Raw genomic sequence first — 20928 nt, forward strand, 5'->3', positions numbered from 1 at the left:
TTCAGTTTTGTTGTGGAATGTGAGGGCTATTCCTCGGCCTCTTCATCCCCCTGATCGGCGATCCAGGCCACGGAAACAACCTCTTCACCTTTGCCGGTGTTGAACACCCGAACACCACCTGCGCTGCGGGAGCGGAAGGAAATACCATCAACCGGCACCCGGATTGATTGGCCCTTGGAGGTGGCCAGCATGATCTGATCGTCGATCTCAACGGGGAAGGAGGCGACAAGTTCACCGCCTCGCATCGCCTTATCCATCGCGGCGACACCCATGCCGCCACGTCCACGCACCGGGTAGTCGTGGCTGGAGCTCAGTTTGCCCGCGCCGCCAGTAGTAATGGTCAGGATCAGGTTTTCAGCGGCCGACATCTCGGCATAACGTTCCTGGGGCAGGACACTGTCGGCGTTGCCTTCGTCTTCATCGCTTTCGGTCTCATCGGTCACACCGGCCATCAGGCGTCGCATTTTGAGATACGCGGCGCGCTCGTCCGACGTGGCCTCGAAGTGACGGATCACCGACATCGAAACAACCCGGTCGCCATTGGATAGCTTAATGCCGCGCACACCGGTCGATTTGCGGCCCTTGAAGACGCGCACAGCCGTGGTCTGGAACCGGATCGCGCGGCCTGAATTTGTGACCAGCATGACGTCATCATCTTCGGAACAGATGCGCGCATTGACTAGTTCCACGCCTTCGGGCAGGTCCATGGCGATCTTGCCGTTGCGTTTGACATTGGTGAAATCGCTTAGCGCATTGCGGCGCACGTCACCGGCGCTGGTGGCGAAGACGATCTGCAGGTTTTCCCATTCTTCATCCGGGACATCCACAGGCATGATCGCTGCGATGGACACCCCGGTTGGGATCGGCAGGATGTTGACGATCGCTTTGCCCTTGCCGGTGCGGCTGGATTGCGGCAAGCGCCAGGTCTTGAGCTTGTAGACCATCCCGTCGGTAGTGAAGAACAATAGCTGTGTATGGGTGTTGGCCACGAAGAGGTTGGTGACCACATCCTCTTCCTTGGTCTGCATACCCGACAGCCCCTTGCCGCCACGCTTCTGCGCACGGAAATCGGCCAGCGGCGTGCGCTTGATATAGCCGCCCGAGGTGACCGTCACGACCATATCCTCGCGTTCAATCAGGTCTTCGTCTTCCATGTCACCGGACCAGTCGACGATCTCGGTGCGGCGCGGCACAGCGAATTGCTCGCGGACGCTGCGCAGCTCATCTGCGATGATGCTCATAATGCGTTCGCGCGAGGACAGAATATCCAGATATTCCTTGATCTTACCGGCCAGTTCTTCCAGCTCGTCCGTGACCTCTTTGACGCCCAGTTGGGTCAGGCGCTGCAGGCGCAGTTCCAGGATGGCGCGGGCCTGGATCTCGGTCAGGTTATAGGTGCCATCGTCATTCATTTTGGACAGCGGATCGTCGATCAGGCGCAGATAACCCTCGATCTCGGAAGCGGGCCAGCGGCGGGTCATCAGTTTCTCGCGCGCCTCGGCGGCGTCGGCAGACGAGCGGATTGTGGCTACTACTTCGTCTACATTCGACACAGCCACGGCCAGACCACACAGGATATGGCTGCGCTCTCGTGCCTTGCGCAGGTCGTATGCGGTACGCCGCGCTACAACATCCTCTCGGAAGTCGATGAACGAGGTCAGGAAGCGCCGCAGGGTCAACTGCTCGGGCCGACCACCATTCAAGGCCAGCATGTTGCAGCCAAAGGACGTCTGCATCGGCGAGAAGCGATAAAGCTGGTTCAGCACCACCTCAGGCGTCGCGTCACGCTTCAGTTCAACCACGACGCGCACGCCGTTGCGGTCGGATTCATCCTGCACATGAGCGACACCTTCGATGCGCTTTTCGCGCACGGCCTCGGCGATCTTTTCGATCATCGAGGCTTTGTTCACCTGATAGGGGATCTCATCCACGATGATGGCGTAACGATCCTTGCGGATCTCTTCCGTACGCGTCTTGGCGCGGATGATGACGCTGCCGCGACCTTCCAGATAGGCCTTGCGCGCGCCAGACCGGCCCAGCATCACGCCGCCGGTCGGGAAATCGGGGCCCGGAACGTATTCGATCAGTTGTTCGGATGTCAGATCGGGATCGTCGATCAGCGCCAAAGTTGCGTCGACCACTTCGCCCAAGTTGTGCGGTGGGATGTTGGTTGCCATACCCACGGCAATGCCGCCAGCGCCATTGACCAGCATATTCGGGAAACGCGCGGGCAGAACCGTTGGTTCCCGGTCCTTGCCGTCATAGTTGTCCTGAAAATCGACCGTCTCTTTTTCGATATCGGCCAGCAGGGACGCGGCGGGTTTGTCCATCCGCACTTCGGTGTAACGCATCGCCGCCGGGTTATCGCCGTCCATCGAGCCAAAGTTACCCTGACCATCCAGAAGCGGCAGTGACATCGAGAAATCCTGCGCCATCCGCACCAGCGCGTCATAGATCGCGCTGTCACCATGCGGGTGGTACTTACCCATCACATCACCCACCGGACGGGCCGATTTGCGGTACGCTTTGTCGTGGGTATTTCCGGTCTCGTGCATCGCATAGAGGATGCGCCGATGCACCGGTTTCAACCCGTCGCGCAGATCGGGGATCGCGCGGGACACGATGACCGACATGGCATAGTCCAGATAGGATGTGCGCATCTCGGATTCGATGGAGACCGTCGGGCCGTCATAGACTGGGCGCTCGGGCGGGGTTTCGTCCATGTTTTCAGGAGTTTCTGGCGTATCGCTCACGTAGGCTGCCCGTGTCTTGTTCTTGATCTATATCTTGTGGATGCACCTTATCAGACCTAGCATATAAGGTGCAAGCAGCCCGCGATGCCGCAGTCGAAATAGGCCGGTAACACCCGAGTAACATATTGTTATCTAATAATTAGGCAGTTTCGGGGTAGCCTCAAGAGACCTTGCATGAAACCGGAGGTCTGAATGGAGCAGAGCGAAACCGAGCTAATGCTGAAAGGATATGGGCTGACGACGGCGGAGTTTTTCTATCATATGCCCGACTATATCCATGTATTGAATACCTTCATCTGGCAGGACTATGATCTGGCCCCCGATCACCCCAAACTGTTTGAATTCATCGACTTCTGGCAGCGAGAGATCGAAGGACCGCTGCATTCGGTCAAATTCACGCATCGCAAGATGATCGCGCCCGGGGAATGGCGCAACATGGTCGGGGAATTCCGTGTGAACTAGCCCGAACAGCTGGCCCCGCCCAAGACGCAGAACTTTGCGCAGTGGGGGTGGTTCAAATGCACGTCCGCCTCGGCCTCGGCCAATGTTTCGCCCAACTCGAACTCAGGCGAATAGGGCAGCAAGGTGCAGGCCAGAACGGCCGGACGCGCGGCGCCTTTGCGTTTCACCACCATGCGCGCGCTGGCACACATGACCGCATCGGGGGATTTGTTCAAAATGCCCCAGCAGGCGGTGGTGATTTCCGGTACCTCAACCGTTTCGTCCATTTCCGGGAACAGAACGGTCTGCGCTGGGTTGTTTGCGTCAATGTCAAACCCATGGGCATCGAAAAACGCAGCATAGCCTGCGCGGCTGTCCGCGTCGCTGTCACCCCAGACGGTGCGCCCTGCCACGGCCATGTTGAAGCCGTGATCGCGCAGCCATTCCATCCCTGTCAGCGTCTTGGCAAAGCTGCCTTTGCCGCGTTCTTCGTCGTGCAGTTCGGGCCGATAGTGATCGACCGAAATCCGCAAGGTCAGCTTATCATTATAGTCGTGCTGAAGCTCCAGCAGACCCTCGCGCATCTTGCGGCGCATCATCGGCAGCATCGCATTTGTCAGGATCAGCACTTCATAGCCGCGGTCCAGCGCGGCGCGTGTGATCTCGATCATCTCGGGGTTCATGAAAGGCTCACCGCCGGTGAACGCAATCTCTTTGACAGGCCAGGTGCGCTGTTCGATCTGATCCAGATAGTCAGAGACTTCGATCGCTGTGATATAGACCAGCGCATCATTGGTGGGGCTGCTTTCGATATAGCAGTTCACGCATTCGATATTGCACAGCGTACCGGTATTGAACCACAGGGTCTGCGGGTTTGACAGGGCAACTGACGCGCGGGTCTGTCCGTCTGCCGTCACCAATCTGTCTTGAAACTTGCCGATATTGGCAAGCTGAGGGGCGTTGTCTTTCATTCCCACATCCGGTTCTTTGAAGTCGTTTGAATGATTTATCTGTTTGTTGTCTCTATGGTAAGGGTCTGATGGCGTTCTGACAGAGTTTTGATGAATGAGAGTTTTCCTGCCAAAAGGTTCGAAAATGATTGCGCTAACATTGGACATGTCGATAGGGGCAGGATAAGGACAAGCCATGGTTTCGCGTGTCATACCTGTTGACCCATTTGATCTGGTCATTTTCGGCGGCACTGGTGATTTGGCGCAGCGCAAGATTTTGCCGGCCTTGTTTCGCCGGTTTTGTGCAGGCCAATGGCCGGAAGATACACAGATCATTGGTGCTGCGCGATCCGACCTGACAGCGGATGCGTTCCGACAGATTGTGGCTGACTCGCTAAGGCGTGGGGCGCCTGGGTGCGCCGAGAATACCGAAGCGCTGGATCGCTTCCTTCACCGGATTGATTATGTCGTGCTGGACGCAATGTTGGGGGATGGGTGGTCGGACTTGGCTGCACGGCTGACCAAGGATCGTATTCGGGCGTTCTATTTCTCGGTTGGTCCGCGCCTGTTTGGTCCTTTGGCCGAGCAGATCAGATCGCATGGTATGGTTTCAGACCAGACGCGGATCGTCGTCGAGAAACCGTTTGGCCATGATCTCGACAGTGCGCGCGGTCTGAATTCAACCCTGGCGGCACATTTTGACGAGGGGCAAATCTACCGGATCGATCACTATCTGGGTAAAGAAACAGTCCAGAATCTGATGGCCGTACGCTTTGGCAATATGCTGTTCGAGCCGCTGTGGAACAGCCAATATGTCGATCACATCCAGATCACTGTTGCCGAAACGGTCGGCGTGGATGGGCGCGAGGAGTATTACGAACGCGCAGGCGCGATGCGGGATATGGTGCAGAATCACCTGATGCAGTTGCTCTGCCTGATCGCCATGGAGCCGCCTGCCAAGTTCGACCCCGATGCGGTGCGCGATGAAAAGCTGAAAGTCATTCGTGCGCTTGATCCGGTCGAGCCGCATCACATCGTGCGGGGCCAATTTGCAGCGGGCGAGGGAGAGCCGGGCTATCGTGAGGTGGTGAACAATCCCCGATCGACCACTGAAAGCTATGTGGCTTTGAAAGCGCATGTCAGCAATTGGCGATGGGCTGGAACTCCGTTTTATCTGCGTACGGGCAAGCGGCTGGTCGCACGATCCTCGGTCATCAATGTGCAGTTCAAGGATGCGCCGCATTCGATCTTTGGTGAGGCTGCGGGGCGGCACGCAAATGCCTTGTCTATCCGGTTGCAACCGAACGAAGGCATCACGCTGAAGGTGACGATCAAAGAGCCGGGGCCGGGCGGTATGCGCCTGATCGACGTGCCGCTGGATATGAGCTTTGCCGATGCATTGGGACCTGAAAACCAGGACCCGCCCGACGCCTATGAGCGCTTGGTAATGGATGTGATCCGTGGCAACCAGACCCTGTTCATGCGCGGCGATGAGGTCGAGGCCGCCTGGGCCTGGACCGATCCGATCATCGCCAGCTGGCAGGCGCGCGGTGACGTGCCCAAACCCTATGACAGCGGCAGCACAGGCCCCGGCGACGCCGAGCTGCTGATGAAACGTGATGGTCGCCGCTGGCAAGGAATAAAGCCATGAATATTCAGGATTATGCCGATCGGGACATGCTGGCCATCGATGTTGCAAATATGCTGGCCGGAGAGCTTGAGGCCGCGTTGTTGCACAATGAAACCATCGCGCTGGCGGTTCCGGGGGGGACGACTCCGGGCCCGGTGTTCGATGTTCTCTGCGCGGCTGATCTGGAATGGGATCGCGTGCGTGTCATGCCCACCGATGAGCGCTGCGTGCCGGCCGACAGCGAGCGTTCGAATGAACGCCTGATCCGACGGCGGTTGTTGACCAATCGTGCGTCAGCGGCGCAATACATCCCGCTTTATGTTCCGGGGACCGCGCCTGAGGCGGCGTTGCCAGAAATAGAATCTCTGATCGCACCGGTTCTGCCGCTGTCGGTTCTGGTACTGGGTATGGGAGAAGACATGCACACAGCATCCCTGTTTCCGGGTATGGAAGGGCTGGAGGCGGCCCTCGACAGCCATGCTCCTACGCTCGCCGTGGCCCGCACGCAGGTTCAACCCGAGCCGCGTATTACACTCACGGGGCCGGTTCTGGATGGGGCTCTGTCCAAACACCTGATCATTTTTGGGGCAGCCAAACGTGACGCATTGGAGCGCGCTATGGCGCTGCCACCGGAAGAGGCGCCAATCGCTGCCGTGTTGAGTGGTATGACGGTGCATTGGGCGGAGTGAGTGTGATGGACTTAAAAAATCTTCAAGCATTGGCCGCAGCGCAGACCGACCGCATCGTGGATTTGTTTGCTGCTGACCCGGACAGGGCGCAAAACTTCTCGGCCTCAGCTGGGGATATGGTCTTTGACTATTCTAAAACCCGGATCGACGCTGATATGCGCGACGGCCTGATCCGACTGTGCGACGAGGCCAACCTGGCCGAGCGGCGCGCTGCCATGTTTTCGGGTGAGAAAATCAACGAAACCGAGGGGCGCGCTGTTCTGCACACGGCGTTGCGCAATCTGGATGGCGGCGCTGTGCAGGTTGATGATCAGGACGTCATGCCAGATGTGCTTGCAACCTTACAGCGCATGCGTGTCTTTGCCGAAGAAATTCGCGGAGGGGCCATAGCGGGGGTAGGCGGCAGCTTTACGGATGTGGTGAATATCGGTATCGGCGGGTCCGATCTGGGGCCGGTGATGGCGACCCATGCACTGTCACCCTATCATGACGGGCCGCGCATCCACTATGTCTCGAATGTGGATGGGGCGCATATCGCGGATACGCTGCGGCAGCTTGATCCGACGCGGACCTTGGTCATCGTGGCCTCCAAGACCTTTACGACCATCGAAACCATGACCAACGCACGCACCGCGCGGGCCTGGATGAGCGACGGTGGGGGCGACCCGGCAAAACAATTTGCCGCTGTGTCCAGCGCGTTGGACAAGACGCAAGCGTTTGGCATCCCGGCGGACCGTGTCTTTGGCTTCGCCGATTGGGTCGGTGGGCGCTATTCGGTCTGGGGGCCGGTGGGTCTGCCGGTGATGATCGCGTTGGGTTCGAACGCGTTTGATGCATTCCTGCGCGGCGGGCAGGCGATGGACTTGCATTTCCTATCAGCCGACTGGGCTGAGAACATGCCTGTCATGCTGGCCCTTGTTGGCATCTGGCATCGTCAGGTTCTGGGCTATGCCAGCCGCGCCGTTCTACCCTATGATCAGCGCCTGCTGCGCCTTCCAGCCTATTTCCAACAGCTTGAGATGGAATCGAATGGGAAATCCGTGGCGATGGATGGCGCGTCTCTGACCATACCATCGGGCCCGGTTGTCTGGGGTGAGCCGGGCACCAATGGTCAGCACGCGTTCTACCAGCTGATCCATCAGGGCACGGATGTCATCCCCTGTGAGTTCATGGTGGCTGCAGATGGGCACGAACCAGAACTGGCCCATCATCACCGGCTGTTGCTGGCCAATTGTCTGGCCCAGTCCGAGGCGCTGATGCGTGGCCGGTCGCTGGACGAGGCCCGCGCACGAATGGCTGAAAAGGGTTTTGAGGGGGATGAGCTGGATCGTCAGGCCCGTCATCGCGTGTTTGCGGGCAATCGGCCGTCGACCACCTTGATCTACCCGAAACTGACGCCTTTTGTGCTGGGCCAGATCATCGCGCTCTATGAACATCGTGTCTTTGTCGAAGGCGTTCTTCTGGGTATTAACTCTTTCGATCAATGGGGTGTTGAGCTGGGCAAAGAACTGGCAACCTCACTGGGTCCTATCGTGGATGGTGAGGAAAGCGCAGAAGGCAAGGATGGCTCGACTGCGGCGCTGGTTGCTTACGCGTTGAAACACCGAGACTAGCGCAAAATCTAGTGGCTTGCCCTTAGGGCAGGCTGCATTCTGATATTGTCAGACAATTAAATGCTTGGCAGGGTTCCTCCTGAGGAGAATGGAATTGACCCATGGGGCATTGCCCCTAGGTGTCGATGACACGGCATTGGCCGCAAAGGCCAAGCCGAGAAATGGGGAGGACGTCCATGCTGGGACAGATGATGACGCAGCCTTTGCTGATCTCGTCGCTGATCGAACACGCCGCACGCTATCACGGTCAGACCGAGATACACTCGGTCGAAACGGATGGAACCGTAACGCAGACCAGCTGGTCTGAGGTGGCCACTAGCGCGCGTAAACTGGCCTCGGCGCTGGGCAAGCTGGGGCTAGAGCCGCAGGACCGGATCGGAACCTTGGCCTGGAACAACCGGCGCCATCTTGAAATTTACTATGGAACCTCGGGCGCTGGATATGTGTGTCACACTGTCAATCCGCGACTGTTTCCCGAACAGCTGACCTATATCATCAACCACGCGCAAGACCGGGTTCTGTTCTTTGATGCCACCTTCATTCCATTGGTTGCTGCGCTAAAGCCATCGTTGACCGAGGTTCGCCATTTTGTCCTGATGGGGCCGCGCAACGACGAGGCGCTGGCCCAGATCGATGGGGTCGCGTTCTATGATGAACTGATCGAAACCGGCGATGCAGGCTATGCCTGGCCCAGCTTTGACGAAAACACGGCGTCCAGCCTTTGCTATACGTCGGGCACCACAGGTAACCCAAAGGGGGTTCTGTATTCGCATCGGTCAACTGTGCTGCATAGCTTTGGGTCGAACACGCGGGACGTGATCGGCTATTCAGCCATGGATGTGGTGATGCCGGTTGTGCCGATGTTCCATGTCAATGCCTGGGGCTCGCCTTATGCCTGCGCGATGTCGGGATCCAGAATGGTCCTGCCGGGGCCAGGCTTGGATGGCGCGTCTCTGGTCAAGCTGATCGACACCTATGGCGTGACCCTGGCCATGGGGGTCCCTACAATCTGGCAAGGATTGCTGGCGCAGGCGGCTCAATCGGGTAGCGAATTGACCAGTCTGGAACGCACCGTGATTGGCGGCGCGGCCTGTCCGCCGTCGATGATCGAAACCTTCCGCGACACTTACGGCGTCGACACGGTTCATGCCTGGGGCATGAGCGAGATGAGCCCGCTGGGCACCGCCAATACACCAATGGCCAAGCACCGCGATCTGCCGATCGACCAACAACATAAGCTGCGCGAAAGCCAGGGGCGACCGCCTTACGGGGTCGAGCTGAAAATCGTCGACGATGATGGTAAGGAACTGCCGCATGATGGTGTCACCCAGGGCGATCTTCTGGTGCGTGGCCCATGGGTGTTGGACAGCTACTTCCTAATGCAGGACCAGGCGCTGTTGCAGGATGGGTGGTTTGCCACCGGAGATGTGGCGACACTGGATTCAGATGGTTACATGACGATCAGGGACAGGTCCAAGGACATCATCAAATCAGGCGGCGAATGGATCAGCTCGGTCGAGCTGGAAAACATCGCCGTGGCCCATCCCAAGCTTGCGACAGCTGCTGTTGTGGGTGTCCCGCATCCTAAATGGGATGAACGGCCCTTGCTGGTGGCGGTCAAGGCCGACGGGCAGGAACCCAGCGAAGAGGAACTATTGGCCTTCTTCGAGGGCAAGATCGCCAAGTGGCAAATCCCGGACAAGGTTGTTTTTGTTGAGGCTTTGCCCCTGAACGCCACGGGTAAAGTGCTGAAACGGAACCTGCGTGCCGATTTCGAAACAGCCCTGACCGACTGATCCTGTGTACTTGAGGAAGAATGGCTCCGGCGGTAGGGATCGAACCTACGACCAATTGATTAACAGTCAACTGCTCTACCGCTGAGCTACGCCGGAACGGTTCGCGCCGTATAGCAATCAGATTTGGCCCCGTCCAGAGGGGACAGGCAGTTTTTCGACGAAAAAACGCGGCCCCGAAATGACAAGGCTCCTGAGGGCGAATTCGCGAGCTTCTTAGGGGGAAGAATGGCTCCGGCGGTAGGGATCGAACCTACGACCAATTGATTAACAGTCAACTGCTCTACCGCTGAGCTACGCCGGAACGGTTCGCGCCGTATAGCAACCTCGATTTTTGTCGTCCAGTGGGGAAGCGCTCGATTTGGGAAAAAACTTTTTCGCCTATGCGTGCCGGTGAAAGACGACCTCGGTCGACAGCGCTCCCGCGTGCGTTACTTTGGATTTTCCAACCAGATCAACCAGATGGGCAAAGACATTCCGTTCTGCTGCGGGCAGCAGCGCTTTGGGCGTTTCGATGTAGATGCGCTGGGCCAATTGCCGGGCACTGCCGGGGTGATCTTCCAGCGCAGATAGGATTTGCGCTTCACGGCCCAGCCTGTGCTGAATCAGCCATGTCAACCGCCCGGCAGGGTCGGCGATAGGTGCGCCGTGGCCGGCATGAAACACCGACCAATCGCGCTCCTGCAGCCTGTAACAGGCTGCCATGAAATCCGTCAAATCACCATCCGGAGGGGAAACCAGTGAGCTGGCCCAACCCATCACATGATCGGCGGTGAAACAGGTCTGACCCCAGGCCAGCGCGATATGATTGCCCAGATGCCCTGGTGTATGGATCACCTCAAGTTGCCAATCGTCGCCTTCGATCAACTCACCATCCGCGATTTCAACATCCGGGCGAAACGCCAGATCAATCCCTTCACCGCCGCCCACCAGACCGTTCTGCGCCAGTTCAGTCATCACGGTACTGCGCCCGGCCTCCGGTCCTCCAAACGCATGGATTTGCGCGCCCGTTCGGCTGGCCAATGGTGCAGCCAGCGGTGAATGATCCAAATGGCTGTGGGTCACGAAGATATGGCTGATCTTTTGACCGGGCTTTAGTGCGCCCAGAATCGCTTGCAGATGTGCCTCGGACACAGGGCCCGGGTCGATCACTGCGACATCCCGTGTTCCCAGTAGATAGGTATTGGTCCCACGATAGGTCATGGGCGACGGGTTGGGGGCCAGAATGCGCCTTAGTCCGGGTTGCAATTCCATCGCAAGCCCGACGGGTGGGTCGAAATCATCTGGCGCCTGCATTCTGTCCTCTTCCTCTTGCCCGGGCAGCCCGCTAGGTTTAGCGCATGTCTTCGCAATGGCTCAAACCTTATCTGCCACGCAGCCTTTACGCCCGGGCGGCGTTGATTCTGGTTTTGCCGGTGATCGTCCTGCTGCTGGTCGTTGGAAATGCGTTTCTGCAGCGACATCTCGAAGACGTAACCGCTCAAATGGTCCGCACCGCCGCGCGTGAGGTCAATCTGATAACCGGCGCGATGGAGGGCGTTGAGACTCAGCAACAGGCGCTGGCTGCTGTGCGCCCCGATCTGGCCGCACTTGAGATGAGCGTTCGGTTCCTTGATCTCAACGAAGCGCCGGATATCGGCACCGGGCGCTGGTACGATTTCATCGCTCCGCAGATTGAGGCGGATTTACATGCACTGCTGCCTGATCTTGAGGCGGTGGCTTTGCCCAATGGACCGGACGCGCGGCTCTACATGGACACACCATTGGGCACACTGGAGCTTGTGTTTGACCGCAGGCGGCTTGCGCCCACGGCACCGCATCAGTTGATCGTGACAATGGTGTTTTTCGCCATCGTCATGACTTCGATATCGTTTCTATATATGCGCAATCAGCTGCGCCCGATCACGCGCCTGTCCAAAGCCGCCGAGGCCTTTGGGCGGGGGCGGGTGGTCGACTACACACCCGGCGGAGCGATTGAGGTGCGCGCAGCAGGCAATGCCTTTCTGGACATGCGCGCCCGGATCGAAAGGCAGATCGAACAACGGACGATGATGCTGTCCGGTGTCAGTCACGACCTGCGAACGCCATTGACCCGGCTGAAGCTGGGCCTGTCGATGCTGCCCGAGGACGAGGCCGCACCTATGCAGCAGGACGTGACCGAGATGCAGTCTCTGTTGGATGCCTTTCTGGATTTCTCGCGCGGGGCAGCCGAAGGCGCGCCGGAAGAGGTCGACATCGAAATCCTGGTGCATCAGATCGTTGAAGATGCCAAGCGAGCGGGCCACGCGGCCGCATTGGTCGAAGTGGACGGGCAGGGCACCGTCATGCTGCGCCCGATGGCCTTAAGGCGAGCGGTTGAGAACCTGATCAGCAACGCGGTGCGCTATGGAAGCCGTGCGGATGTGAGCCTGTCTATCACCCCAAAATCCTTGCGAATTCGGGTCGAAGACGACGGGCCGGGCATTCCGGCGGATCGGCGTACCGAGGCGGTAAAGCCGTTCTCTCGCCTTGATCCGGCCCGAAACCAGAATCAAGGCAGCGGCGTCGGGCTGGGTTTGGCAATTGTCGCGGATGTGGCACGGGCGCATGGTGGGGTTCTGCGGCTGGCTCAAAGTGAGCGATTGGGCGGTTTGTGCGCTGATATCATAATCGGACGGTAGGGTTCTGAAAGCGATACACGCGCCCAAGAACCGAGTTTTAAAGCGCTGCCTCGAACTCAGTTCAAATCTTCCAGCAGTCGTCCATGTTTGCGGGTCTCTGAAATCACCGCGCCGAAGGTGGTCATACCGCGGGCCTCAAGCATCGGCAGCATCTTGACCAGTGCATCCGCCGTCGCCACCGCATCCCCCAGTGCCGTATGGCGCAGAGCTTCGGGGATGGTGATGTCCAACCTCTCGCATAGGGCGTCCAGCGTGTGCGTCTCGCTGGCGCCAAACAGGACTGCGGATATCAGGACGGTATCGAGAATGGGGTGGTTCCATTCAACGCCCATACGCTGCGCATGACGGCGCAGGAAAGCCATGTCAAACGGCGCGTTATGGGCGACGATCACCGCATCCTGAGCGAATTGATGGAACACCCGCCCCGCCTGACCAATATCTGGCGCGCCCTGAACCATGTGGTCGCTGACCTTGTGCACCTTGGTCGAAGCCGCAGGGATGGGAATGCCTGGGTCGACCAGCATATCCAGCTGTTCCCCTGCAACGATTCGGCCCTTGATGACGCGCACCGCGCCGATTTGAACGATCTCATCCTTGTGGGGTAGCAGGCCGGTTGTTTCCGTATCGAACACCACAAAGCACAAATCCGACAGGTTCCGGGTTTCAAGCGCTTCCTCAGCCGCGCTTGTCAGCAGGTCGAAATCATAGACCAACGGGCGTGCCGAATCCGGGGCGATGCGGGCCGCGCTATCGTCGAAGATCAGCATATATCCCGGTGCATCACCCAAGGGTTTGATCCGCGCCTGATAACTTTGCTTGTCGTCGACGCTGTGCAAGGTGCAATCCACATCCAGCCCTGTTTTCATCAGGCGCTTATACGCGGCCTCCAACGAGTCTGACTTGAGATACTCAAACAGGGAAGCATTCAGGCGCGGATGCGCAATCTGGGCCAGAACCTCAGCCGCCTGCGCATCGTAAAGAACGATTTTGTGCGTCGGACTTGCCAGCAACATGGCCACTGGAATTTCGGTGAGCAAAGCGGTCAGGCGTTCTTTTTCCGCGGCCAAAGCAGCCGTTTCAGTCGCCACAGCCTCGGCTATATTTAACGTCTTGTCCGATAGTTGATCGGCAAGCCCCGCGGCTGCGGGGGCCAGGTCGCCAAGGTAGCGCGCTGCCTGTATATCCATGTCCGTACTGACGCCAGCATGGGCACGGGCGCGAAGCTGTGCCGAAATGCGCTCGATCGGTTTTGCGATATTGTCGTCAAACAGCAGCCAAATCCCTGCGACCAGCGCCAGCAGGCCAAACCCGATCAGAAGTCCAGAGAAAATGAATGCATCCAGAAGTTCCGGCTGGCCTGCACGGGTATAGCTGAGCCCCAAAGCCAAAGCCGTCACCAATAGCCCACCCAGGGCGAGCAAACAGAAGAACAGGAAAATCCTAAGTCGAAGGCTGAGGCGGGTCAGCATGATTACACTCCGCAGGTGGCCTCAATGATTGGATCACTGCTTCCGGCTGTGAACCAATCGGCATTTACCAGTTGTCCATCAGCCCCAAACTCGGCTCCGTCAGCCAGATTGGCGCGTCGGTTCTGGGCGCAGTCAACCGCAATAGGGACCATCGAACGCGGCGCCCAGCGGCCAAAGAAATAAAGGTCGATCAGACGCTGATCCGGCACCTGATCATTGGTCCGCAGCGAGACGGTATCGATGGCGGCAAAGCGATCGACAAAGGGCACCGCATAGGTCCATGGGCGATAGATTGCACGGCTTTCAACCTCTTGTATCACGGTCAGACTCTCAGGCAGCGTGTCGCGGGTGCGGTCGTACCAAGAATACTCGCTGGCTATGGTCATTCCGATCATACCCAAACCTGCGGCAACAGGAGTTGCCCAACGAGGAAGTAAACCACCGGTGACTTTGTTCAGCACCATCACGACCCCGGCAAAGGCGAAGCCTGCAAATATGGTGCCGATCAATTCCAGAAACATCTGTTTCCTCCACTTTCAGGGCGCAGACGGCCCTTTCTTTAATTCATTTGCTCTATCAGAGCGTTAGCAGTTCCTAACCCAGCATCCCTTTGCCATGACCAACCGCAGATTGCATTGTCTTAATCACGACAAAGGCGTCGCGCAGGTGGCTGCGTTCGAAATCCGATAGGTCCGAGGGAGGCAGGTAATTGTCCGGGCCCGCGCCTGATTTGACCCTTCGAACCTGATGTTCCAGACGGGTTTCAGCGATCAGGTCATAGGCATCCAGCAGGTCCCGTGCACCCGAGGGGCTGAGCACGCCTGCCGCCTCAGCCGCTTTCAGTCGCGCGCGGGTATTGGCTTCGGTCAACTGCCCCTGTAGGGCGTAGATGCGGCCCAGATCAACCACAGGCACCACGCCATTATGCTTTAGGTCCAATGTGTTGCGATGTTCTCCTGACCGAACAGTGGCAAACCCGCGAAACAGCCCCAACGGTGGGGTATGCTTCAGCGAGTTTGCAATCATATGGGCCACAAAGATTGAATTCGAACTGGCCGCTTTCAGCGTGTTCGCCTGAAGATCGGCAAACAGTTCAAACGTGCCGCCGATGGGGCGCAGGTCAAACATGACCGAGGCCAGCATCTGTGCCTCGGGGTTGGGTTTAGCGATCCAGCCGCTGAAATACTCGCGCCAGACCCGTAGAGGCTGACACCAGCGTGGATTGGTCGCCATCATATCGCCGGGGCAATAGAAATATCCGCAGACATCCAGCCCGTCCGAGACGAATTTGGCCAGGGATTGAAAGTAAAGCATATCGGCGTCGGTAACGCTGTCGTCCAGCATCAGGCAATTGTCCTGATCCGACACACCTGTCTGTTCTTGCCGCCCTTGCGAGCCACAGGCCAGCCACAGATAGGGAACAGGCGGTGGCCCCAGTGTCTCCTCGGCCAGCGCGAGCAATCGCCGCGTGGCGGTATCAGCGATATCGGTGATCAGGCGGGTCACGATCTCGTGCCGGTTCCCCGCGGCCACAAGCTGGACCAGAAGTTGCGGTATCTCCGCCGTAACGGTTGCCATTTCGGCGGGTGAATCGGCATGGGCAATTCTGCGCACCAACTCTGCCGAGTTTACCGCTTGATAATGGGTCAGGTCGGTTTGAGTCACAATCCCGACCAGCTGACCGGCCTTGCAAATGGGGATATGACCGATCCCACGCTCCATCATGATGTGCAGCACATCAGACCCGATATCGGTGGGCGAAAGCGTAATGGGGTTTGAGGTCATGATCTCCGATATTGCCGTATCCGGGGGCAGTGAATCCGCCACGTATTTGCTTGAGATATCGCGCAGGGTTGCGATCCCTAACAACGCGTCGGCATTTGTCACGCAAAGGGAGGAAATCTTCTTGTCGCGCATAAGGCGCGCGGCCTCGGGGACGGGGGTATCGGGTAGGCAGGTCGCTGGATCACGGGCCATCAGAACGTCGATGGCACTGGTGGCCAGGCTCTGCGGGCTGGAACGATCCCCACGGGTTCGGTTGAAAAACCGGGATACGATCTCATGCGAGTTCACCAGATCCTGCACCAGATCGGGCGGCAGGATGATCAGGATAGATGCGCGTTGCGCGGTTGCACGTGTCGCGGCTTTGCCATTACGTTGCAGGCCCCGTTCGCCGAAGGAATTGCGCAATCCCAGTTGCGAGACAACAGCGCCGTTTTCATCCGTGATCTCGACCAGCCCTTCGTAGATTAGAAACACGCCGGGCAGGGTGTGCCCCAGATCATAAAGCTGCGCATCCGCGTCCACATCCTGAATGTCAGCCCGGCGCGCGATATCTTCCAGCACGTCCTCGGGCAACGCATCATAGGGATGAACGGATTTCAGAAACCGGGTGATCTGCGATTGGGACAGGGGCATCAGAACGCTCGATGATCTCCAAGCAAAAATCCCGCCCGGTGGAATGCCGGGCGGGAACAGTAAGTCGAAAGACGCGGCACATAGAATCTATCCATGCGCCGCATCATGCTCATTTATTCTGAGCTGCGCCAGCACCACGGGGAATGCGAACGCTTTCGACCAGATCTTTGATCTCCTGCGGAGTCTCTTTGGTCATGCCGGCAACGACGTAAGCAACGCCGAAGTTGATCATTGCACCGATGGCGCCGAACGAGGTCGACTTGATCGGACCCAGCAGCGGGTCAGCATCGGTGAACGAGTTGGTGCCCGGAATGAACAGCCAGCCCTTGTGCAGGAAGATGTAGACCAGGGTCACGACCAGACCAGCCATCATGCCAGCGACCGCGCCGGTGTTGTTGATGCGGGTCGAGAAGATCCCCATCATCAGCGCCGGGAAGATCGAGGCTGCCGCCAGACCAAACGCCAAGGCCACGGTTTGCGCCGCAAAGCCCGGTGGGTTCAGACCCAGCCAAGTTGCGACCACGATGGCCACAGCCATTGCAATCCGCGCCGCCAGAAGCTCACCCTTTTCAGAGATCGACGGGTTGATAGCCCCTTTGACAAGGTCGTGGGACACCGCTGACGAGATTGCGAGCAACAGACCCGCAGCCGTGGACAGGGCGGCAGCCAGACCACCGGCAGCAACCAGACCCACAACCCAACCTGGCAGGTTGGCAATTTCCGGGTTCGCCAGAACCAGGATGTCGCGGTTAAACTTGGTCAGCTCGTTACCAACCCAGCCTTTTTCTTCCGCAATGGCCTGCATCGCTTCGGATTTGTCGTTGTAGTACTGGATTTTGCCGTCGCCGTTCTTGTCTTCCCAGTCCAGCAGACCGGTTTTCTGCCATGTGGCCATCCAGTCGTACTGCGGGTCATTGTCGATCTGTTCGACCGATACGGCTCCGCCTTCGATGCCGCCATTGGGCCACATCATGTCACTGATGTTCAGACGCGCCATGGCACCAACCGCAGGGGCGGTCAGATACAGCAGGGCGATGAATACCAGCGTCCAGCCAGCGGACCAACGTGCGTCAGACACTTTGGGAACGGTGAAGAAGCGCATGATCACGTGCGGCAGACCGGCGGTACCGATCATCAGCGACAGCGTGAACAGAACCATGTTCAACGTGTTCGAATGGTGAGCTGTGTATTCAGCAAAGCCCAGCTCGGTCACGATCGCGTCCAGCTTGGTCAGCAGCGGCTCACCACTTGCGGTATCGCCGAACAGACCCAGTGCCGGGATCGGCGTGCCTGTCAGTTGCAACGAGATGAAGATGGCCGGGATGGTGTAGGCGGTGATCAGCACGCAGTACTGAGCGACCTGAGTGTAGGTCACGCCCTTCATCCCACCAAACACCGCGTATGCAAACACAACTGCGGCACCGATCAGCAAGCCTGTGGTGTTGTCGACCTCAAGGAAGCGACCAAAGGCCACGCCCACGCCGGTCATCTGACCGATCACATAAGTCACCGACGCAACGATCAGACAGACAACCGCAACAACACGTGCAGTCTGGCTGTAGAAACGGTCGCCAATGAATTCCGAGACGGTGTACTTGCCGAACTTACGCAGGTAGGGCGCAAGCAGCAGAGCCAGCAGCACGTAGCCACCGGTCCAACCCATAAGGAAGGTCGAGTTGTCATAGCCGGTGAAGGCGATGAGGCCCGCCATCGAGATGAACGAGGCCGCAGACATCCAGTCCGCCGCTGTCGCCATACCGTTGGTGACCGGGTGAACGCCGCGACCGGCCGCGTAGAACTCAGATGTGGACCCAGCGCGGGCCCAGATCGCGATGCCGATGTAGAGCGCGAAGGATGCGCCAACAAACAGCAGGTTGATGGTAAACTGATCCATGGTTCGCTTACTCCTCGTCCACGCCGTATTCTGCGTCCAGCTTGTTCATGCGCCAGGCGTAGTTGAAGATCAGCACCAGAAAGACCAGGATTGATCCTTGCTGAGCGAACCAAAAGCCCAGATCGGTGCCGCCGATGGCGATCCCCGACAGAAGCGGACGCAGCAGGATGCCGAATCCAAACGACACCAGCGCCCAGATGACGAGGCTGATGTAGATGAGGCGCAGGTTGGCCTGCCAATAGCCCTTATCGGCATCGGCAGCCTGCGCGGAGTTTGATGAATGATCCGCCATGCGGTGTCCTCCTTCGCTTCCCTCTTGGGCGACGCTGCACAACTCCTCCAGTGCGATGCGCCGCTTCTTGGTTGTGCCAAACGCTCCGTGACGTCCGGCAAAACTCCGCTGTTCCGCCAAGGCGGTTCAATCGAAGTATTCGGTTTCAGGATCAAAGCCTTGCGGCCTATCTCCTCCCATTCGTGTGTCTCATCGCCCGCTAGGTCCTCCAGCGCGGGCGATGAGGTCGTCTTAGACCAGGGCCTAAGTGTTGGCCCTGTTTTCGATCAGGTCTTCAACCACTGACGGGTCTGCGAGGGTTGAAGTGTCGCCCAGGCTGCCAAAGTCGTTTTCCGCGATCTTGCGCAGGATGCGGCGCATGATCTTTCCCGAACGGGTCTTTGGCAGGCCGGGGGCCCACTGAATGACATCCGGGCTGGCAATCGGTCCGATCTCGGTCCGAACCCAAGTGCGCAGCTCTTTCAACAGCTCATCTGAAGGCTCACGATCATTCATCAAAGTGACGTAGCAATAGATACCTTGCCCTTTGATTTCATGGGGATAACCCACTACGGCGGCCTCAGCCACGGCGGCATGAGCCACCAACGCGCTTTCGACTTCGGCGGTGCCCATGCGGTGGCCCGAGACGTTGATCACGTCGTCAACGCGACCGGTGATCCAGTAGTCACCATCCTCATCCCGGCGGCATCCGTCACCGGTGAAGTAGTAGCCCTTGTAGTCCGAGAAGTAGGTCTTTTCGAACCGTTCATGATCTCCCCAAACGGTGCGCATCTGGCCGGGCCAGCTGTCTTTGATACACAGAACGCCTTCGACGCCGTTGCCCTCGATCTCTACCCCGGATTGCGGGTCCAGAACCACGGGCTGAATGCCAAAGAAGGGTTTCATGGCCGAACCTGGCTTCATCGCATGTGCGCCGGGCAGGGGGGTCATCAGATGACCACCGGTTTCGGTCTGCCACCATGTATCCACAATGGGGCATTTGCCCTTGCCGACAACCTCATTGTACCAGTTCCAGGCTTCCGGATTGATCGGTTCACCGACGGTCCCCAATGTACGCATATCACTGAGGTCGCATTTCTCGACGAACTCTGTGCCCTGGCCCATCAACGCACGGATCGCGGTTGGGGCCGTATAGAACTGATTGACCTTGTGCTTTTCGCAGACCTGCCAGAAGCGGCTGGCGTCCGGATAGGTTGGCACGCCTTCGAACATCAGCGTGGTCGCCCCATTGGCCAGCGGTCCATAGACGATATAGCTGTGGCCGGTCACCCAGCCCACATCTGCGGTGCACCAGTAGATATCGCCATCGTGGTAGTCGAAGGTGATCTCATGCGTCATGGCCGCGTAAACCAGATAGCCCCCGGTCGTATGAACAACGCCTTTGGGCTGACCTGTTGAGCCAGAGGTGTAGAGGATGAACAGCGGATCCTCGGCGCTCATCTCAGCAGGTGCGCAATAGTCATCCGCTTCCAGCGCCATTTCGTTGTAGTCGCAGTCGCGACCGTCAATCCAAGTGGTCTGACCGCCTGTGCGTTTGACAACAAGGCATTTCACTGTGTCCTTGCAGTGCAGCAGGGCCGCATCGGCGTTGGATTTCAGTGGCGTCTTACGGCCCCCGCGCGGGGCTTCGTCTGCTGTGATGACGACCTTGGCGTCACACCCATTGACGCGCGCAGCCAAGGCGTCTGGTGAAAAACCTGCGAAAACAATAGAATGGATGGCGCCGATCCGTGCGCAGGCCAGCATCGCATAGGCTGCCTCGGGGATCATCGGCAGATAGATCACAACCCGGTCACCTTTGCGCACACCCAGTGTTTCCAGAACGTTAGCCATCCGGCAAGTGCGGCGGTGCAACTCAGCATAGGTGATGTGCTGAGCGGGATCATTTGGATCGTCGGGTTCCCAAATGATCGCTGTCTGATCTCCGCGTGTCTCAAGATGGCGGTCCAAGCAATTGGCGGAAACGTTCAGCGTACCATCTGCGAACCAGTTGATCTTGACCGAGCCGAAATCGTAGTTGACGTCTTTGACCTGAGAGAAGGGTTTGATCCAGTCGACGCGTTTGCCTTGCTCGGCCCAAAAAGCGTCGGGGTCACTGATCGAAGCTGCATACATCGCGTCATACTTAGCGGCATCAACATGCGCGCGGGCGACGGTATCTGCTGATGGCGCATATGTCTTGGCATCTGCCTGGGCAGCGGTAGTCATTTTTGAGGCTCCTCCCTCTGGACTGGATAGTTCTGGATCTTCTTTGCCCGCTGAACGGGTAATGTCGATCCCATTCCTCCCCGAGCGCAGTATTGCTGCGTTCTGAAAATAAATAAAT

15 protein-coding genes and 2 tRNA genes are annotated in these 20928 nt (G+C 58.3%); 6 read left to right on the top strand and 11 right to left on the bottom strand.

The genetic code is table 11. The annotated features are described in order from the left end of the window. Nucleotides 1–26: 26 nt before the first annotated feature. On the bottom strand, nt 27–2753 hold the full coding sequence (gene gyrA / locus ACR0EL_RS02380; RefSeq protein ID WP_480497887.1) for a DNA gyrase subunit A: 2727 nt from the start codon (nt 2751–2753) through the stop codon (nt 27–29). Between the two features lie 192 nt (nt 2754–2945). Here gyrA and ACR0EL_RS02385 point away from each other — a divergent pair, with 192 nt between their 5' ends. Further along, entirely contained in the window at nt 2946–3215 is a 270-nt protein-coding gene (locus ACR0EL_RS02385) for an usg protein (protein WP_480497889.1), read from the top strand. On the opposite strand, the gene ACR0EL_RS02390 is transcribed toward ACR0EL_RS02385, so the two are convergent. Continuing rightward, a complete protein-coding gene (locus ACR0EL_RS02390) occupies nt 3212–4165 on the bottom strand; it encodes a radical SAM protein (protein ID WP_480497891.1) in 954 nt (317 codons plus the stop codon). The two genes, ACR0EL_RS02385 and ACR0EL_RS02390, sit on opposite strands and share 4 nt — an antisense overlap. A 175-nt stretch (nt 4166–4340) precedes the next feature. Here ACR0EL_RS02390 and zwf point away from each other — a divergent pair, with 175 nt between their 5' ends. The 4 genes from zwf (at nt 4341) to ACR0EL_RS02410 (ending at nt 9872) form a co-directional block, all read left to right on the top strand. Further along, on the top strand, nt 4341–5795 hold the full coding sequence (gene zwf / locus ACR0EL_RS02395; RefSeq protein ID WP_480497893.1) for a glucose-6-phosphate dehydrogenase: 1455 nt from the start codon (nt 4341–4343) through the stop codon (nt 5793–5795). Next, complete coding sequence (gene pgl, locus ACR0EL_RS02400) at nt 5792–6463, top strand: 6-phosphogluconolactonase (RefSeq protein ID WP_480497895.1); 672 nt, start codon at nt 5792–5794, stop codon at nt 6461–6463. The genes zwf and pgl overlap by 4 nt, the downstream gene beginning before the upstream one ends. A 5-nt stretch (nt 6464–6468) precedes the next feature. After that, nucleotides 6469–8076 (top strand): glucose-6-phosphate isomerase, encoded by a 1608-nt coding sequence (pgi, locus tag ACR0EL_RS02405; protein WP_480497897.1) that lies wholly within the window; start codon nt 6469–6471, stop codon nt 8074–8076. A gap of 176 nt (nt 8077–8252) precedes the next feature. After that, a complete protein-coding gene (locus ACR0EL_RS02410; protein WP_480497899.1) occupies nt 8253–9872 on the top strand; it encodes a long-chain-fatty-acid--CoA ligase in 1620 nt (539 codons plus the stop codon). 21 nt (nt 9873–9893) lie between these two features. Here the strand turns inward: ACR0EL_RS02410 and ACR0EL_RS02415 are convergent. The 3 genes from ACR0EL_RS02415 to ACR0EL_RS02425 all read right to left on the bottom strand — a co-directional run bounded on the left by ACR0EL_RS02415 (nt 9894) and on the right by ACR0EL_RS02425 (nt 11165). Further along, nucleotides 9894–9968: transfer RNA gene (locus ACR0EL_RS02415), tRNA-Asn, on the bottom strand. Nucleotides 9969–10098: 130 nt separating this feature from the next. After that, nucleotides 10099–10173: transfer RNA gene (locus ACR0EL_RS02420), tRNA-Asn, on the bottom strand. Nucleotides 10174–10250: 77 nt separating this feature from the next. Continuing rightward, complete coding sequence (locus tag ACR0EL_RS02425; RefSeq protein ID WP_480497901.1) at nt 10251–11165, bottom strand: MBL fold metallo-hydrolase; 915 nt, start codon at nt 11163–11165, stop codon at nt 10251–10253. Between the two features lie 44 nt (nt 11166–11209). Here ACR0EL_RS02425 and ACR0EL_RS02430 point away from each other — a divergent pair, with 44 nt between their 5' ends. Then, nucleotides 11210–12529, top strand: a complete 1320-nt coding sequence (locus ACR0EL_RS02430) for an ATP-binding protein (RefSeq protein WP_480497903.1) — start codon at nt 11210–11212, stop codon at nt 12527–12529. Nucleotides 12530–12585: 56 nt separating this feature from the next. Here ACR0EL_RS02430 and ACR0EL_RS02435 read toward each other — a convergent pair whose 3' ends face one another. From ACR0EL_RS02435 to acs, 6 genes are all read right to left on the bottom strand, one after another. Then, on the bottom strand, nt 12586–13998 hold the full coding sequence (locus tag ACR0EL_RS02435) for a 3'-5' exonuclease (protein WP_480497904.1): 1413 nt from the start codon (nt 13996–13998) through the stop codon (nt 12586–12588). Between the two features lie 2 nt (nt 13999–14000). Further along, the gene (locus ACR0EL_RS02440) at nt 14001–14519 is read right to left on the bottom strand and encodes a hypothetical protein (RefSeq protein ID WP_480497906.1); all 519 of its coding nucleotides are present in this window, start codon (nt 14517–14519) and stop codon (nt 14001–14003) included. Nucleotides 14520–14592: 73 nt separating this feature from the next. Beyond that, the gene (locus ACR0EL_RS02445; protein ID WP_480497908.1) at nt 14593–16416 is read right to left on the bottom strand and encodes a putative nucleotidyltransferase substrate binding domain-containing protein; all 1824 of its coding nucleotides are present in this window, start codon (nt 16414–16416) and stop codon (nt 14593–14595) included. A gap of 109 nt (nt 16417–16525) precedes the next feature. Further along, nucleotides 16526–18310 carry a sodium:solute symporter family protein gene (locus ACR0EL_RS02450; RefSeq protein ID WP_353007044.1) on the bottom strand — a complete coding sequence of 595 codons (1785 nt, stop codon included), beginning with the start codon at nt 18308–18310 and terminating at the stop codon, nt 16526–16528. Between the two features lie 7 nt (nt 18311–18317). Continuing rightward, nucleotides 18318–18602, bottom strand: coding sequence for a DUF4212 domain-containing protein (locus ACR0EL_RS02455; protein WP_170530242.1), 285 nt, complete (start codon nt 18600–18602; stop codon nt 18318–18320). A 243-nt stretch (nt 18603–18845) separates the two neighbouring features. Next, the gene (acs, locus tag ACR0EL_RS02460; protein WP_480497910.1) at nt 18846–20810 is read right to left on the bottom strand and encodes an acetate--CoA ligase; all 1965 of its coding nucleotides are present in this window, start codon (nt 20808–20810) and stop codon (nt 18846–18848) included. Nucleotides 20811–20928: the final 118 nt, after the last annotated feature.

It is taken from the genome of Ruegeria sp. AH12, assembly GCF_056541465.1.